Genomic DNA, 16,997 nt, shown 5'->3' on the forward strand with positions numbered 1-16,997 from the left:
CTTAACCCTCGGCTGCGACCCGGAATGCATTATCCAGATCGGCAATTAAATCTTCGTGATCTTCAATACCGACAGAAACCCGTAGCAGCGTATCGGAAATGCCCGCTGCCGCGCGTGCTTCTGCCGACATCCCCGCGTGCGTCATGGTGGCGGTATGGGAGATCAGACTCTCTACTCCGCCCAGCGATTCCGCCAGCGTAAATAGCTGCAGTGCTTTCAGGAAGCGACGCAGCAGCGCCTCATCACCGTCGACCTCGAAACTCAGCATGGCGCCAAAGCCGCGCTGCTGACGTACGGCATGTTCGTGTCCGGGGTTTTCCGGCAGCGAAGGATGATACAACTTTTTCACCAGTTTCTGCTGCTTCAGATACTCTACAATCGCGAGTGCGTTGCGTTGTGCGGCTGCAATCCGCGGTGAAAGCGTACGAATCCCGCGCAGCAGCAGATAACTGTCAAACGCTGCACCGGTCACACCAATGTTATTTGCCCACCAGGCCAGGTCGGTAGCAAGTTGCGGATCTTTGGCGATGACCGCGCCCGCCACGACATCGGAGTGACCATTAAGGTATTTGGTACAGGAGTGGATCACCAGGTCCGCACCCAGCGCCAGAGGATTCTGCAGCGCCGGACTCATAAAGGTGTTGTCCACCAAGCTGATGGCACCCGCGGCACGCGCAGCGGCGCAAATCGCGCTGATATCTACCACGCGCAGCAGCGGATTGCTGGGGCTTTCAATCAGCACCAGTTTTGGGTTTTCATCCAGAGCGGCCTGCAGCGCTACCGGATCACCCTGATCGACAAATTTCACCCGATAGGCGCCGCGCTTGCTCAGGCTGTCAAACAGCCGATAGCTGCCGCCATAACAGTCATGTGGCGCGACCAGCAGATCGCCAGGCTTCAGAAACACCGTTGTGACCAGGTGAATCGCCGACATCCCGGTATTGGTTAATACCGCGCCCGCTCCCCCTTCCAGTTCTGCCAGCGTACGCTGTACGACATCACGAGTGGGGTTGCCACGACGGGAGTAGTCATGCGCACGAGGCTCATTGAAATCCAGGAAGTTATAGGTGGTAGAGAGGTGGATTGGCGGGACAACGCAGCCATATTGCTCGTCATCATTCAAACCGCTGCGCACTGCGATGGTTGCCGGTTTACGCGTCATGAGCGAATTGTTCCTGAAGAGTGAATAAAATGTAGGCCACAGGATATCACCCTCTAATTAGACGTCAATACATCTGGACATCTAAATGTCTTTGCGTATAGATTGAGCAAAACCGCAATAACCGCTAAAATTATGCGTCATCGCCTGGCGTTCCCCTCTGTCAGACAGAGGCAGTGAGCGAAGAAAACCCGCCATATCAGGGGTCAGGCAGGAAAAAATCAGGCATAATCCGCTGATTTCCTAACATTTAACGTTTATTAATTAAGGTAACCCATGGCTGAATGGAACGGCGAATATATCAGCCCGTACGCTGAGCACGGTAAGAAGAGCGAGCAGGTCAAGAAGATCACAGTATCAATCCCATTGAGCGTGCTGAAGATTTTAACGGATGAGCGTACCCGTCGTCAGGTGAACAACCTGCGTCACGCCACCAACAGCGAGCTGCTTTGCGAAGCCTTTTTACATGCCTTTACGGGCCAACCGCTGCCGGATGACGTCGACCTGCGCAAAGAGCGTAGTGATGAGATTCCGGAAGAAGCAAAAGCAATCATGCGCCAGATGGGTGTCGATCCGGATACCTGGGAGTATTGATCTTTCAGCCATAAAAAAACCCAGCCGAAGCTGGGTTTTTTCTTGCCGCCGAACCCGCAGGTTCAGGTGCCTTTTAATCTTATTTTTTAGCGCCTGGCACGCTGAAACGCTTGTTAAAGCGGTCAACACGGCCACCAGTTGCCACTTCACGCTGCTTACCGGTATAGAACGGGTGGCATTTGCCACAAACGTCCAGGTTCAGTTCGTGAGTCAGTGTTGAACGGGTGTGGATCTCGTTGCCGCAGGTACATTTGATAGTAACTGCTTCGTATTTCGGGTGAATACCTTGTTTCATGGGAAACCTCATTGAAGGCCGTGTCGCTCTCCGTGCCAGGCTTTAACCTGCACAGCACCACACGCGATTGAACATTATAGGGTGTACTCCGGCCAGATATTTCTCACCGAAGGCGGCATATTATACAGGTAAGTTTCGATTGCTGCAAATATCTGCTGAGATACCCGCCATCAGGGTCAGCGTGTACACTAGCTTCCCCGATCATTGAGCCGGAAAGAGAGAGTTATGCCCGTAGTCCAGGTCGCCCTGCCCGTCCCCTTGCCCCGCCTGTTTGATTATCTGCCGCCACAGGGCGCGCAGCCGGTCATTGGTGGTCGCGTGAGTGTGCCCTTTGGCAATCGCAGGATGATCGGGATTGTGGTCGCCTTTCGTGAGAGCAGCGATCTGCCGGAAGCACAACTCAAGCGCGTGATTGAGGTGCTGGATAGTGAATCCCTCTATCCAGCGTCGCTGTGGCGCATCCTTAACTGGGCCGCCAGCTATTATCATTCGCCGCAGGGAGAGGTACTGAGTCACGCTATTCCGGTACTGCTGCGTCAGGGCAAAGCGGCGCAGGACAATCCCTTATGGCGCTGGGAAATCACCGAGCAGGGTCGGGCGACTGCGCCGGAAAGTTTAAAGCGGGCACCGAAACAGCAGCAGGCGCTGGCTGCACTGCGGCAGCAACCGCTCTATCGTCATCAGGTCAGTGAACATGACCTCACGGATGCGACGCTGCAGGCGCTGCGCGCCAAAGGGTTATGCGAACTGCATGAGCATCAGCCGCAGATGCACGACTGGCGTACCACTTATGCCGTAAAAGGCGAACGTCTGCGGCTGAATACCGATCAGGCGATGGCCGTGGGTGCGATTCGGGCAGATGATGAACATTATGCAGCCTGGCTGCTGGCGGGCATCACGGGTTCAGGCAAAACCGAGGTTTACCTCAGCGTGCTGGAAAATGTGCTGGCACGCGGTAAACAGGCGCTGGTGCTGGTACCGGAGATTGGCCTGACCCCGCAAACTATCGCCCGTTTTCGCGAACGTTTTGATGCGCCGATTGATGTGCTGCACTCCGCATTAAATGACAGTGAGCGGCTGGCGGTCTGGTTACGTGCGCGGCGCGGCGAAACGGCGATTGTGATTGGCACCCGATCGGCGCTGTTTACGCCACTGGCCCGTCCTGGCGTAATTATTATCGATGAAGAGCATGACAGCTCCTATAAACAGCAGGAGGGCTGGCGCTATCAGGCGCGCGATCTGGCCGTCTTCCGCGCACATGAAGAGGATATCCCGATTGTTATGGGATCGGCGACCCCTGCTCTGGAGACACTGCACAATGTCCGCAGCGGCAAGTATCGCCAGCTCGACCTGACAAAACGCGCCGGCAATGCCAGACCGGCACTGCAACAGCTTATCGACTTAAAAGGCGTGCAGTTGATCGGCGGTCTGGCACCGGGCCTGATTGGTAAAATGCGCCAGCATCTGCAGGCCGATAATCAGGTGCTGCTGTTTCTTAACCGCCGCGGCTTTTCGCCCGCCCTGCTCTGTCATGATTGCGGCTGGATTGCTGAGTGTACCCGCTGTGACCGCTACTACACGCTGCATCAGCACCATCGCCAGCTACGCTGCCACCATTGCGACAGCCAGCGTCCGCTGCCTAACCAATGCCCGCAGTGTGGTTCAACCCATTTGCTGCCGGTAGGCGTCGGGACTGAGCAACTGGAGCAGCAGCTCGGCACACTTTTCCCTGGCGTGCCGGTGTCGCGAATCGATCGTGATACCACCAGCCGCAAAGGTGCGCTGGAGCAGCATCTGGCTGACGTCCATCGCGGCGGTGCAAGAATCCTTGTCGGCACCCAGATGCTGGCCAAAGGCCACCACTTCCCCGATGTTACGCTGGTGTCGCTGCTGGATGTCGATGGTGCGCTGTTCTCAGCCGATTTTCGTGCGGCGGAACGCTTTGCTCAGCTCTACACCCAGGTCGCCGGTCGTGCTGGCCGTGCCGGCAAACAGGGCGAGGTGTTGCTGCAGACTCACCATCCGGAACATCCGCTGCTGCAGACGCTGTTGCACCAGGGCTATTCGGCGTTCGCCCAGCAGGCATTGCTGGAGCGACAGGCAGTCCATCTGCCGCCCTGGAGCCGCCATGCGCTGTTCCGCGCTGAAGATATGGATAACCAGCAGGCAGCGGAATTCCTGCAACAACTCCGTAATTTGCTGGAGGCAAGCCCGCTGAACGATAAGGCGATGTGGTTTATGGGTCCGTTGCCTGCACTGCAGCCAAAACGCAGTGGACGCTGGCGCTGGCAACTGCTGCTGCAGCATCCTTCCCGGCAGCGTCTGCAACAGTTGCTGAGCAGTTCGTTGCCGCTGGTTTCAACACTGCCCGCGGCGCGCAAAGTGAAATGGACGCTGGATATCGACCCTACCGAGAGCTGATTTAAGCTGACACTGCGAGCCAGATCGAAAAATGTCGCATAAGTCACAATTTTTATGCAAATTAAGTAACAACCAGCCGGGCAATCGTTAACAATGTTGCCCGGTTTGCCTTCAGGTCAGGCAGAAACAGAATTGAACGCGCCATAACGCGTCAGGAGCATGTGTTGGAGCAGAATCAACAACCGCCCGCCGCCACGATGAAAGATGTTGCGGAACATGCGGGCGTCTCAACCGCCACCGTATCGCGTGCGCTGATGAATCCGGAGAAGGTTTCTGCGGCCACCCGCCAGAAAGTCGAGCAGGCGGTTGCCGCCGTCGGCTACGCGGCACATGGCCCCACGCGCAACGCCCGTCGTAATGAGACGCGTACCATCCTGGTCATTGTCCCTGACATCTGCGATCCCTTCTTTAGTGAAATCATCCGAGGCGTTGAAGTTACGGCAGCCGAAGAGGGCTATCTGGTGCTGATTGGTGACTGCGCGCATCAGAATCAGCAGGAGAGAACTTTTCTCAACCTGATGGTGACGCGACAGATCGATGGCATGGTGCTGCTCGGCTCAAAGTTGCCTTTTGATGCCAGCATTGATGAGCAACGCAACTTGCCGCCGATGGTAATGGCGAATGAGTTTGCGCCGGAAATGTCACTGCCCACTGTCCACATCGATAACCTGACCGCCGCATTTGAAGCGGTAAATCATTTACTGCAGTTGGGTCACACACATATCGCCTGTATCGCCGGGCCGGAAGAGATGCCGCTCTGCCAGTATCGTTTGCAGGGGTATGTCCAGGCGATGCGTCGCAGCGGGCTGACGGTCGATCCCACCTATATTGTGCGCGGTGACTTCACATTTGAAGCGGGCGTTGCCGCCATGAATCAGCTGATGACCCTGCCGCAACCGCCGCGCGCGCTCTTCTGTCACAGTGATATTATGGCACTTGGGGCGATGAATCAGGCCCGGCGCTGCGGACTGCGGATACCGGAGGATCTCTCTGTGGTCGGATTCGATGACATTGAGCTATCACGTTACTGCGAGCCGCCGTTGACCACGGTCACGCAGCCACGTTACCAGATAGGCCGGGAAGCGATGCTTCTGCTGCTGGATGAGTTAAATGGCAAACGGGTCATCAGCGGATCGCGGCTGCTGGATGCCGGTTTAACCATTCGTGGCAGCACGGCGCGAGCAAAAAAGCGTGAAAAATAAGCGTATTTGTCTGATTTTTTCAGTAGATTCTTAAGGCGAACACTGCTGGTCAAAGTTCCGACCCTTAAGTAACATGGCGGACTCCTTGCCGGGCGCGTAAAAATCATCATTTCGCCCATCTGGCACTATTTTTGAAGGGTATAAGAACGAGAGTGGCACAAAAAGATTACGTAGGCCGCGGGCGTTCAACAGGGACGCGTCGCAAAAAAAGCCCCAGCCGTGGCAAGAAGAGCAAAGGCGGTTCGGGAACATCTAAATTGATGATTGTACTGGCGGTCGCAGTGTTGGTGACCTTTGCCGGTGGTTTATGGTTCCTGGCGCATCACAAAAAAGAGGACGTGCCGGTCATTACGGATCATAAAGCCAACGGCAATGGCCTGCCGCCGAAGCCCGAAGAGCGCTGGAAATATATTAAAGAGCTGGAAAACCGTCAGGTCACTGTGCCGACACCTATCGAACCCTCTTCGGGTGGCGAAGTGAAGTCGCAGACACAGCTGACCGACGAGCAGCGCCAGTTGCTTGAGCAGATGCAGGCGGATATGCGTCAGCAGCCGACGCAGCTCAACGAAGTGCCGTGGAACGAACAGACGCCGGCGCAACGTCAGCAGACACTGCAGCATCAGCAGCAGTTGCAACAACTGCAACGTCAGCAGCAGCAGGTTCAGCAACAACAGCAGCAGCAACAGGTTCAGCAGCAACGTCAGCAGTTGCAGGCTCAGCAGCAACAGCAACGCCAGCAGCAGTTGCAGCAACAACAACAGCGCCAGCAACAGCAGCAATTACAACAACAGCAACGTCAGCAGCAGCAGCAGCAGCAGCAGCAAAACGTACAGCGCCAGACGCAGCCTGCTCCTGTTACGCGTGAACCGGAAGTGCAGCCAAAACCGCAGGAGACCGCGAAAGCGAAACCGGCGGAGAAAGCCTCTTCGCAGCGCTGGATGGTGCAGTGTGGTTCGTTTAAGGGCACTGACCAGGCTGAATCGGTGCGCGCTGGCTTAGCCTTTGAAGGATTTGAAAGCCGTATTACCACCGGTGGCGGCTGGAATCGTGTGGTTATCGGTCCTTATAAAGACCGCGCCTCCGCTGACAGCACCCTGAAGCGCCTGCGCAGTTCCGGACACTCCAGCTGTATTCCGCTCTCCGTCGGGGGTTGAAACCCGTCAAACCCGCCCCATATCTGTTGCATGATACTCCGCGCCCGGTGCGCGGAGTCCTTTTCCGACTGCAACAAGGGGTCTGCCCGTGACAACAATAGTAAGTGTACGACGCAACGGCCAGGTAGTGATTGGCGGTGATGGCCAGGCTACGCTCGGCAATACCGTGATGAAAGGCAACGTTAAAAAAGTGCGTCGTTTATACAACGATAAAGTGATTGCCGGATTTGCTGGCGGCACCGCAGACGCCTTCACCCTGTTTGAACTTTTCGAACGTAAACTGGAAATGCATCAGGGCCATCTGGTGAAAGCTGCGGTGGAACTGGCTAAAGACTGGCGTACTGACCGTATGCTGCGTCGCCTTGAAGCCTTACTGGCCGTCGCAGATGAATCAGCTTCACTGATCATCAGCGGTAACGGTGACGTCATCCAGCCTGAAAACGATCTGATCGCCATCGGCTCCGGTGGGCCTTTCGCCCAGGCAGCGGCACGTGCGCTGCTGGAGAATACCGAGATGGGCGCACGCGACATCGTCGAAAAGTCGCTGAATATCGCGGGTGATATCTGCATCTACACTAACCACAACGTTAATTTCGAAGAATTAACGTCTAAGTCGTAAGGGTATAAATATGTCTGAGATGACTCCTCGCGAAATCGTCAGCGAACTGAACCGCTTTATCATCGGCCAGGAGAGCGCTAAGCGCGCCGTGGCTATTGCACTGCGTAACCGCTGGCGCCGCATGCAGCTCGACGAAGAACTGCGCCATGAAGTGACCCCTAAAAATATCCTGATGATCGGTCCGACCGGTGTCGGTAAAACCGAGATCGCGCGTCGTCTGGCTAAGCTGGCCAATGCGCCGTTTATCAAAGTAGAGGCGACCAAATTTACCGAAGTCGGTTATGTCGGTAAGGAAGTGGACTCTATCATTCGTGACCTGACCGATTCGGCCATTAAGATGGTGCGCAGTCAGGCGATTGAAAAGAACAAATATCGTGCCGAAGAGATGGCGGAAGAGCGCATTCTTGATGTGCTGATTCCACCAGCAAAAAATAACTGGGGCCAGTCAGAGCAGAGCGCTGAACCCTCTGCAGCACGCCAGTCGTTCCGCAAGAAGCTGCGCGAAGGCCAGCTGGACGATAAAGAGATTGAGATCGACCTGGCCGCCAGCAGCCCTGGCGTCGAAATCATGGCCCCTCCGGGCATGGAAGAGATGACCAGCCAGCTGCAGTCGATGTTCCAGAACCTCGGCGGCCAGAAGCAGAAAGCCCGCAAGCTGAAGATCAAAGAAGCGATGAAGCTGCTGATCGAAGAAGAAGCGGCCAAACTGGTTAACCCGGAAGAGCTTAAGCAGGACGCGATTGATGCCGTTGAGCAGCACGGTATCGTGTTTATCGATGAGATCGACAAAATCTGTAAGCGCGGCGGCCAGAATGCCGGCGGCCCGGATGTCTCACGCGAAGGCGTTCAGCGCGACCTGCTGCCGCTGGTGGAAGGCTGCACCGTCTCCACCAAGCATGGTATGGTGAAAACGGACCACATTCTGTTTATCGCCTCAGGCGCGTTCCAGGTTGCCAGCCCATCCGATCTGATCCCGGAACTGCAGGGTCGTCTGCCCATCCGTGTTGAGCTGCAGGCGCTGACCGTGAACGATTTCCAGCGCATCCTGACCGAGCCAAATGCCTCGATTACCGTGCAGTACAAAGCGCTGATGAATACCGAGGGCGTGAACATTGAGTTCACCGAAGAGGGTATTCGCCGGATCGCTGAAGCCGCATGGCAGGTCAACGAAACCACCGAAAACATCGGTGCGCGCCGTCTGCATACTGTGCTGGAGCGTCTGATGGAAGATATTTCGTATGACGCCAGCGATCGTCATGGTGAATCCGTTACCATCGATGCTGACTATGTCGGTAAACATCTGGATGAACTGGTGGCTGACGAAGACCTTAGCCGCTTCATTCTCTGATCCACTGATTCAGCGCTTTTCAGAAGCCCAGCCCACCCGGCTGGGCTTTTTTATGCATGTTCTTGATCGAACGATGCTTTTTTCATACTGATGATTTTGCCAACAATCTGCATATAGCGATATACTTACCCTTCCTGTGGCAAACAGACGAAACCCTTATGAAATACGATACATCTGAACTCTGCGATATCTACCATGAAGAAGTGAATGTTGTTGAACCGCTTTTTTCAAATTTTGGTGGGCGCACTTCATTCGGTGGTCAGATTACCACAGTGAAATGCTTTGAAGACAACGGCTTACTTTACGATCTGCTGGAAGAGAATGGCCGGGGTCGGGTACTGGTGATTGATGGCGGCGGCTCAGTGCGCCGTGCACTGGTGGATGCGCAGCTGGCACGTCTGGCGGCAACCAACGAGTGGGAAGGTCTGGTGATTTACGGTTCGGTACGCCAGGTTGATGAGCTGGAAGAGCTGGAGATTGGCATTCAGGCGATTGCCGCGATTCCGGCAGGCGCTGCGGGTGAAGGGATTGGCGAAAGCGATGTGCGCGTTAATTTCGGCGGCGTCACCTTCTTCTCCGGCGACCATCTCTATGCAGACAACACCGGTATCATTCTGTCAGAGGATGCGCTGGACCTCGAATAGGCCAGACATGAAAACGGGTGCCTGAGCACCCGTTTTTCACATCAGCTGAGGCTTCAAACCTCTTCCATTTTTCCCAGCAATGCACGCAGACGTTCCTGCCACACGTGTTGCTCTTCTTTCAGGTGCTGATTTTCACGCATCAGCGCATCGTGGTTGCCCGCGACTTGTTGCGCATCGTTACGCAGTGAGTTGTTCTGCTCTTTCAGCTCTTCGATTTCCATCTGCAACAGGGTGATGGTATCAATCGCCTGCTGTACTTTCGCTTCCAGTTTCTCAAACACTTCAAATGACATCTTTCTGACCTCTCCTAAATTCCTGCAAGGCGTTGATGATGCCAGCTTAAGCCAGCAACGTTGTCCCGATTGTATGTAGCCTCACCCCGCAAGTCCAGCAACGCGGCCGCTGCGGGCGTAGTCTGTAACACTTTTCAGCCAATCCCTGAATTTACGCTGCGCTGACTGCGACGGCTTTCTGGTACGGGTGCGCTATCCCCGTCATCAGGCGCGAATATTGGCTAAGGAAAGCCAGAATACGCGAAAACGCGCATTTTTATGACGCAGTACACAAAAAACGATTTCGCTATTTCTCGTTTATGTTCGTTAACGATAAATTCACACCAGCCCTACATTAAAGCTGGGTGCCTCATGGAATGAGAACAAAAACTGATAAAATTTAACCTCGCTTCAGGAACCACTATTATGAGTCAGACAACTAACACGCTCAAAGGTCAGTGTATTGCCGAATTTCTGGGGACAGGCTTGATTATTTTCTTTGGCGCAGGCTGTGTGGCTGCACTGAAACTCGCCGGTGCCGCCTTCGGTCAGTGGGAAATCTGCATCATCTGGGGTCTTGGCGTTTCCATGGCCGCCTACCTTACCGCAGGCATTTCGGGCGCGCACCTGAACCCGGCAATCACCGTTGCACTCTGCCTGTTTGCTAATTTTGAAGGACGTAAAGTTCTGCCTTATATCGTATCGCAGATTGCCGGTGCCTTTTGTGCCGCGGCGCTGGTATACGGTCTCTACTACAGCCTGTTTTTTGATTACGAGCAGAGCCACCAGATGGTGCGCGGCACGGTTGAAAGTCTCGACCTGGCAGGCATCTTCTCAACCTACCCTAATCCACATATCGGTGTCGGCCAGGCCTTCCTGGTTGAGATGGTCATCACTGCAGTATTAATGGCGGTCATTATGGGTCTGACGGATGACGGCAACGGCATTCCACGTGGCCCACTGGCTCCACTGCTGATTGGCCTGCTGGTTGCGGTTATCGGTGGCTCCATGGGTCCTCTGACCGGCTTCGCCCTTAACCCGGCTCGTGATTTCGGACCGAAGATCTTCGCATGGCTGGCAGGCTGGGGTAACGTTGCCTTTACCGGTGGTCGTGACATCCCTTACTTCCTCGTGCCGATTTTTGGCCCGCTGGTCGGTGCCTGCCTGGGTGCAGTAGGTTATCGCACACTGATTGGTCGCTACCTGCCAGGTACCGCCCAGGAACCTGCAAGCGTTCCAGCAGACAAACCGGTTGCACGCGCTCAGCAGCGTAAAGCGTAAGTTTCACCTTTTATCATCAGGACAGAATTTATGACTACCACAGATAAAAAATATATTGTCGCGCTCGATCAGGGCACAACCAGCTCCCGCGCCGTCGTTCTCGACCACGACTCTAATATCGTCGCGGTATCGCAGCGCGAATTCACCCAGATCTACCCGAAAGCGGGCTGGGTTGAACATGATCCAATGGATATCTGGGCTTCACAAAGCTCAACGCTGGTTGAAGTGCTGGCACATGCCGACATCCGCTCTGATGAGATTGCGGCAATCGGTATCACCAACCAGCGCGAAACCGCTATCGTCTGGGAAAAAGAGACCGGTAAGCCGATCTACAACGCCATCGTCTGGCAGGATCCCCGCACCGCCGACTACTGTCACAAACTGAAGAAAGAGGGTCTGGAAGAGTATATCCAGCACACCACCGGTCTGGTGATTAACCCTTACTTCTCCGGAACCAAAGTGAAGTGGATCCTGGATCACGTTGAAGGCTCTCGTGAGCGTGCAAAACGTGGCGAGCTGCTGTTTGGTACCGTTGATACCTGGCTGGTCTGGAAAATGACCCAGGGCCGGGTGCACATCACCGACTATACCAACGCCTCCCGTACCATGATGTTTAACATCCATAAGCTGGAGTGGGACCAGCGTATGCTGGATATCCTGGATATTCCGCGTGAAATGCTGCCAGAAGTGAAGTCCTCTTCTGAAGTCTATGGTCAGACCAACATCGGCGGTAAAGGCGGTACACGTATTCCAATCGCTGGTATTGCCGGTGACCAGCAGGCTGCGCTGTATGGCCAGCTCTGTGTTCAGCCTGGCATGGCGAAAAACACCTACGGCACCGGCTGCTTTATGCTGATGAACACCGGTACTGAAGCGGTAACCTCAACGCACGGTCTGCTGACCACTATCGCCTGTGGCCCGCGCGGTGAAGTGAACTATGCACTGGAAGGGGCTGTATTTATCGGTGGCGCCTCTATTCAGTGGCTGCGCGATGAGATGAAGCTGATCAGTGAAGCTGCTGACTCTGAATACTTTGCGATGAAAGTGAAAGACACCAACGGCGTTTACATGGTGCCTGCTTTCACCGGCCTGGGCGCTCCTTACTGGGACCCGTATGCCCGTGGTGCTATCTTCGGCCTGACCCGTGGTGCTAATGCTAACCACATCATCCGTGCGACGCTGGAGTCTATCGCTTATCAGACGCGCGACGTGCTGGAAGCGATGCAGAACGATGCCAACACCCGCCTGCAGGCGCTGCGTGTCGATGGTGGTGCGGTTTCCAACAACTTCCTGATGCAGTTCCAGTCGGACATCCTCGGCACCCGTGTTGAGCGTCCGGAAGTGCGTGAAGTCACCGCGCTGGGTTCTGCTTATCTGGCAGGTCTGGCTGTCGGCTTCTGGCAGGATCTGGATGAAGTCCGCTCTAAAGCAGTTATTGAGCGTGAATTCCGTCCAAGCCTGGAAACCACCGAGCGTAACTTCCGTTATGCTGGCTGGAAAAAAGCCGTAGCCCGCGCCCAGGCGTGGGAAGAACAAGAGTAATATCAATGCCCGCGACCCTTGCTGTCGCGGGCCTTTTCCCCGCTCCACTGCCCCGCTGTGTTACACTGCCCGCCTGTTTTTTGTCAGGTAGATGCCATGAAACGAGAACTTGCCATTGAATTTTCCCGCGTAACCGAAGCTGCCGCCCTGGCAGGCTATCACTGGTTAGGACGCGGCGACAAAAATGCGGCTGACGGCGCGGCTGTCCATGCCATGCGTCATGTCCTGAACTCCATTGAAATCGACGGTCAGATTGTGATCGGTGAAGGCGAAATCGACGAAGCTCCGATGCTCTATATCGGTGAAAAAGTCGGTACCGGCCGCGGCGATGCGGTCGACATTGCGGTCGATCCGATTGAAGGCACCCGCATGACGGCGCTTGGCCAGGCTAACGCGCTGGCGGTGATGGCCGTAGGCGATAAGGGCAGCTTTCTGCACGCACCCGACATGTACATGGAAAAACTGATTGTTGGCCCCGCAGCGCGTGGAGAGATCGATCTTGACCTGCCGCTGGAAACCAACCTGCGTAACATCGCCATCGCGATGAATAAGCCGCTGTCACAGCTAACCGTATCGATTCTGGCAAAGCCGCGTCATGACGCAGTGATCAGTCAGTTGCAGCAACTGGGCGTGCGGGTGTTTACCTTCCCGGATGGCGATGTCGCCGCCTCCATTCTGACCTGCATGCCGGACAGCGAAGTCGATGTGATGTATGGCATCGGCGGCGCACCGGAAGGCGTGGTCTCTGCGGCGGTGATCCGCGCGCTGGATGGGGATATGCAGGGCCGGTTGCTGGCGCGTCACCACGTGAAAGGCGACAGCGCTGAAAACCGTCTGCTGGGTGAACAGGAGCTGCAGCGCTGTGCAGAGATGGGGATTGAAGCGGGCAAAAAGCTGACGCTGAATGAGATGGCACGCAATGACAACGTGGTGTTTGCCGCCACCGGCATTACCAGTGGCGAACTCCTGAAAGGCATTACGCGTCAGGGCAATATCGCCACCAGCGAGACCCTGCTGATTCGCGGTAAATCACGCACCATCCGCCGTATTCAGTCGATTCACTATCTCGACCGTAAAGATCCGGCGCTCCATCCCTTTATCCTGTAACCGGCTGGTTGCCGCGCTCCGGCTGACGTGAGAGCGGCAACCAGCAGAGCAGCATCACCAGCGCCGTGAAGAACATCAGCATGCCAAGGCTGAACTGATCGCGCTGCGGCATCATGGCTGACAGCCACGCCACCAGGCCCGATCCCAGATTCTGCATCCCGCCAATCAGCGCGCCCGCGCTACCCGCCAGCCAGGCATAAGGCTCCATCGCGCCTGAAGTCGCCAGCGGGAACAGCATGCCAGCCCCAAAGAAGAACAGCGCAGCCGGGACCAGCAGCGTCCAGATATTCATCACGCCGAACCATGCCGGGATCCACATCAGGATGCCCGCCAGCAGGCAGCTATTTACGCCCCACCACATCAGACTGTGCCATGAACCCTGCTCGCGACCGGCAAACCAGGCACCAAAAAACGCTGCCGGAATCGGCAGGATGAACAGGATGCTGACGGTCAGGCTGTGCAGGCCGAGCACGCCGCCCAGCAGAACGCCACAGCTCGACTCAAATACCGCAATCCCGGCCAGCGCGCCAATCAGCAGCACAATGTAGCGAACGAAATTCGCGTCGCTGAGCAGGCGGGCGTAGCGTTTAAAGAAAGGTGTCATTTCCGCACTCTGCGGTCGGGTCTCCGGCAGCCAGCGTGCCATTGAAACGGTTACCGCCAGACAAAGCAGCAGCAGAAAGGCAAAGCAGGCGTGCCAGCCAAAGAGCTGCGTCAGCAGTGCACCAATCACCGGCGCCAGCAGCGGGCTGACCAGAATGCCCATATTAAGCAGGCTGTTAGCGCGGCGCAGTGCGTGCCCCTCGTAGAGATCGCGCGGCATGGTGCGGGCCATCACGCCAGCTACGCCGGTGCCCAGTCCCTGAACAGCGCTGCCGAACACCAGCATATCGAGCGACGTCGCCATCAGTGCTGTGATTGCGCCGATCATAAAGATCATCATGCCCGCCAGAATCACCGGACGACGACCGATGCTGTCTGACAGCGGGCCATAGATCAGCTGGGATCCGCCATAGGTCATCAGATAGGCCGCCATCACACGCTGCAGCGCGCCATCCCGCACATTCAGAGCATCCGCCATCACCGACATCGCCGGGACGTAGATAGTCTGTGCCATCTGCCCTACTGCCACCAGCACAATGAGCATCACCAGCAGCGGGCGATTTTCGAGTTTAGTCATCATGATTATGCAAAATTTCTTTCTGTGAAAGGAGGTTAAAACAGCGGTTCACCCGCCAGTCATCTTGTTATGGCGGGCAAAATATCAGGATTAGATGACAAAGCGAGAGGTAAGCGAAAAGGTCCCGGCTTGCGCCTGTCAAGTTTATGGGCCAGCCTGTAAAGACAAAGTAACAGTTTGTCGATTAGAGCCTTTGCCCCGGCGCAGGCTGGCAATCTCACCGGGCAGCCGCGAAAATAGTGACCTGCCTGAATAATCAACAACCAGGGAGTGATTATGGCTGAGTGGGTCAATGCTGAAGTAAAGGAAGTGAAAAACTGGACGGATGCGCTGTTCAGTCTCCGGGTAAAAGCGCCCATCGATCCCTTTATCGCCGGGCAATTTGCCAAGCTGGCACTGGAAATCGACGGTGAGCGGGTACAGCGCGCTTACTCTTACGTCAATGCGCCGAAAGATGATCTGCTGGAGTTTTACCTGGTCACCGTGCCAGAGGGCAAACTGAGTCCGCATCTGCAGGCACTTCGGCCTGGCGATCAGGTGATGGTCACTAAAGAAGCGGCAGGATTCTTTGTGCTGGATGAGGTCCCTGAGTGCAAAACCTTATGGATGCTGGCAACCGGCACCGCTATTGGCCCCTACCTGTCGATGCTACAGCAGGGCGAAGGGCTGGATCGCTTTGAAAACATCGTGCTGGTCCATGCTGCCCGCTATGCGGCCGACCTGAGCTTTTTGCCGCTGATGCAGCAGCTGCAACAACATTATCAAGGCAAGCTGCACATCCAGACGGTGGTGAGTCGCGAAGAGATCGCCGGTTCGCTGACTGGCCGGGTCCCGGCGCTGATCGAAAACGGTGAGCTGGAGCGCGCCACCGGGTTAAGCCTGGATGCCGACAGCAGCCATGTGATGCTGTGCGGCAACCCGCAGATGGTGCGTGATACCCAGCAATTACTGAAAGAGACGCGCGAGATGCGCAAGCACCTGAAGCGTAAGCCGGGCCATATCACCAGCGAACATTACTGGTGAGCCGTTTGCCGGTATCTCACCGGTTGAGTCGCGGTACCAAACCGGTTAGCGCCGGGGGTACCGCGAAAGAGACCGAGATCGAGCAGCAGGCCAGCCAGTAACACAAACGGAATGGCGCGACCCAACAGCCAGGGCAGTATGCCGTCCAGCATGCTCCAGTTCCCTGCCACCAGCAGCCAGGCAACAATCACCAGAAATCCCCAGTAGCCGCGGCGATTACGATCGTGCAACCGTTTAACGATAACCGCGCTGGCGGGCCACAGCAGGCAGACCACGCCAAAGGCCGCCATCTGAGTATCAAGCCAGTCGTTAGCCGCTAACGCGAATAACAGGGTTGTTGTCAGCAACCAGACCGCCTGCCAGATCCAGAAATCACGTCGTCCCAGCCGGCCGCGCCAGGAAAAACACCATTGTTGTAACGTCATGCATTATCATCCAGAGAGAAGAGAACCGCTGCGGTTTTGACCTCGCGGATAAAAACCGTTTTAATTTGCGCCTGAGTTTACGGGTTAGGATCGACAAAATGAAGAATTTGCCTGGCGCACTGCTGTTATCGTTTGCGCTGACGGTTCCGGTCTTTGCCGCCGATCCGCCACCGCAGGATCGGGCCGATGCGTTGCCCACCGCCCCCTATCTGCTGGCGGGCGCCCCCACCTTTGATATGACTATCGGCCAGTTCCGCGAAAAGTATAATCAGGCCAACGGGGCGCTGATGCTGCCGGAATATCGCGCCATTGATAATCGGGGCGACAAAAGCACCCTGACGCGCGCCGCCAGCAAAATCAACGAGACCCTCTATGCGTCTACCGCGCTGGAGCCCGGTACCGGCAAAATTAAGACGCTGCAGATTACCTGGCTACCGTTGCCAGGTCCGGATCAGAACGCCTCACAGCAAAAAGCGCTGGCCTACATGACCGCCATGTTGCGCTTCTTTGTACCGGGACTGAGCGCCGATGAGGGACGTAAAAAGCTGGAGGGTTTGCTGAAGCAAGGTAAGGATTTACCCTACTTTGCGCAGGTCGAGGGCGCGTTGCGTTTTGTGGTGGCTGACAACGGCGACAAGGGGCTGACCTTCGCCATTGAGCCGGTCAAACTGGCGCTCGCCAGCCCCTGATGATGAGGCCGAAAATGACGAAAAGCAAAGCCATCGCTACAT

Annotated in this window: 17 protein-coding genes; 12 read left to right on the forward strand and 5 right to left on the reverse strand. The window is 55.9% G+C overall.

All coding sequences use genetic code 11. The features are described from left to right. Position 1: 1 nt before the first annotated feature. Positions 2-1,162 carry a cystathionine gamma-synthase gene (gene metB / locus ACMGGP_RS17335; protein WP_498798668.1) on the reverse strand — a complete coding sequence of 387 codons (1,161 nt, stop codon included), beginning with the start codon at positions 1,160-1,162 and terminating at the stop codon, positions 2-4. Between the two features lie 273 nt (positions 1,163-1,435). Here metB and metJ point away from each other — a divergent pair, with 273 nt between their 5' ends. Further along, positions 1,436-1,753: a met regulon transcriptional regulator MetJ gene (gene metJ / locus ACMGGP_RS17340; protein ID WP_009088019.1), complete on the forward strand. Its 318-nt coding sequence runs from the start codon at positions 1,436-1,438 to the stop codon at positions 1,751-1,753. Positions 1,754-1,832: 79 nt separating this feature from the next. On the opposite strand, the gene rpmE is transcribed toward metJ, so the two are convergent. Further along, complete coding sequence (gene rpmE / locus ACMGGP_RS17345) at positions 1,833-2,048, reverse strand: 50S ribosomal protein L31 (RefSeq protein WP_003851227.1); 216 nt, start codon at positions 2,046-2,048, stop codon at positions 1,833-1,835. Between the two features lie 225 nt (positions 2,049-2,273). Here rpmE and priA point away from each other — a divergent pair, with 225 nt between their 5' ends. The 6 genes from priA (at position 2,274) to rraA (ending at position 9,436) form a co-directional block, all read left to right on the forward strand. Further along, positions 2,274-4,469 carry a primosomal protein N' gene (gene priA, locus ACMGGP_RS17350; RefSeq protein WP_010258167.1) on the forward strand — a complete coding sequence of 732 codons (2,196 nt, stop codon included), beginning with the start codon at positions 2,274-2,276 and terminating at the stop codon, positions 4,467-4,469. A gap of 164 nt (positions 4,470-4,633) precedes the next feature. Next, positions 4,634-5,671: a DNA-binding transcriptional regulator CytR gene (gene cytR / locus ACMGGP_RS17355; RefSeq protein ID WP_010672069.1), complete on the forward strand. Its 1,038-nt coding sequence runs from the start codon at positions 4,634-4,636 to the stop codon at positions 5,669-5,671. Between the two features lie 152 nt (positions 5,672-5,823). Further along, entirely contained in the window at positions 5,824-6,825 is a 1,002-nt protein-coding gene (gene ftsN, locus ACMGGP_RS17360; RefSeq protein ID WP_045139512.1) for a cell division protein FtsN, read from the forward strand. 88 nt (positions 6,826-6,913) lie between these two features. Further along, entirely contained in the window at positions 6,914-7,444 is a 531-nt protein-coding gene (gene hslV / locus ACMGGP_RS17365) for an ATP-dependent protease subunit HslV (protein WP_010258174.1), read from the forward strand. A gap of 10 nt (positions 7,445-7,454) precedes the next feature. Continuing rightward, a complete protein-coding gene (gene hslU / locus ACMGGP_RS17370) occupies positions 7,455-8,792 on the forward strand; it encodes an ATP-dependent protease ATPase subunit HslU (RefSeq protein WP_010258177.1) in 1,338 nt (445 codons plus the stop codon). Positions 8,793-8,950: 158 nt separating this feature from the next. Next, the gene (rraA, locus tag ACMGGP_RS17375) at positions 8,951-9,436 is read left to right on the forward strand and encodes a ribonuclease E activity regulator RraA (RefSeq protein ID WP_009088032.1); all 486 of its coding nucleotides are present in this window, start codon (positions 8,951-8,953) and stop codon (positions 9,434-9,436) included. 53 nt (positions 9,437-9,489) lie between these two features. Here the strand turns inward: rraA and zapB are convergent, their stop codons facing one another. Continuing rightward, the gene (gene zapB / locus ACMGGP_RS17380) at positions 9,490-9,729 is read right to left on the reverse strand and encodes a cell division protein ZapB (protein ID WP_003851242.1); all 240 of its coding nucleotides are present in this window, start codon (positions 9,727-9,729) and stop codon (positions 9,490-9,492) included. Between the two features lie 405 nt (positions 9,730-10,134). Between zapB and ACMGGP_RS17385 the strand changes: the two genes are divergently transcribed. From ACMGGP_RS17385 to glpX, 3 genes are all read left to right on the forward strand, one after another. Next, positions 10,135-10,989 carry an MIP/aquaporin family protein gene (locus ACMGGP_RS17385; RefSeq protein ID WP_010258182.1) on the forward strand — a complete coding sequence of 285 codons (855 nt, stop codon included), beginning with the start codon at positions 10,135-10,137 and terminating at the stop codon, positions 10,987-10,989. Positions 10,990-11,019: 30 nt separating this feature from the next. Next, entirely contained in the window at positions 11,020-12,531 is a 1,512-nt protein-coding gene (gene glpK, locus ACMGGP_RS17390) for a glycerol kinase GlpK (protein ID WP_010672072.1), read from the forward strand. A gap of 96 nt (positions 12,532-12,627) precedes the next feature. Beyond that, a complete protein-coding gene (gene glpX / locus ACMGGP_RS17395; RefSeq protein ID WP_022624919.1) occupies positions 12,628-13,638 on the forward strand; it encodes a class II fructose-bisphosphatase in 1,011 nt (336 codons plus the stop codon). Here the strand turns inward: glpX and emrD are convergent. Next, a complete protein-coding gene (gene emrD / locus ACMGGP_RS17400) occupies positions 13,628-14,821 on the reverse strand; it encodes a multidrug efflux MFS transporter EmrD (protein WP_159227300.1) in 1,194 nt (397 codons plus the stop codon). The two genes, glpX and emrD, sit on opposite strands and share 11 nt — an antisense overlap. A 273-nt stretch (positions 14,822-15,094) precedes the next feature. Between emrD and fpr the strand changes: the two genes are divergently transcribed. Continuing rightward, complete coding sequence (gene fpr / locus ACMGGP_RS17405) at positions 15,095-15,841, forward strand: ferredoxin--NADP(+) reductase (RefSeq protein ID WP_010258190.1); 747 nt, start codon at positions 15,095-15,097, stop codon at positions 15,839-15,841. Here the strand turns inward: fpr and ACMGGP_RS17410 are convergent. After that, on the reverse strand, positions 15,832-16,266 hold the full coding sequence (locus ACMGGP_RS17410) for a DUF805 domain-containing protein (RefSeq protein WP_010258192.1): 435 nt from the start codon (positions 16,264-16,266) through the stop codon (positions 15,832-15,834). The two genes, fpr and ACMGGP_RS17410, sit on opposite strands and share 10 nt — an antisense overlap. A gap of 98 nt (positions 16,267-16,364) precedes the next feature. Here ACMGGP_RS17410 and ACMGGP_RS17415 point away from each other — a divergent pair, with 98 nt between their 5' ends. Next, the gene (locus ACMGGP_RS17415) at positions 16,365-16,955 is read left to right on the forward strand and encodes a DUF1454 family protein (RefSeq protein WP_033773144.1); all 591 of its coding nucleotides are present in this window, start codon (positions 16,365-16,367) and stop codon (positions 16,953-16,955) included. Positions 16,956-16,997 lie beyond the last annotated feature (42 nt).

Origin of the sequence: Curtobacterium sp. BNK-1 (assembly GCF_048685235.1) — a bacterium.
GTDB classification, from domain to species: domain Bacteria; phylum Pseudomonadota; class Gammaproteobacteria; order Enterobacterales; family Enterobacteriaceae; genus Pantoea; species Pantoea agglomerans.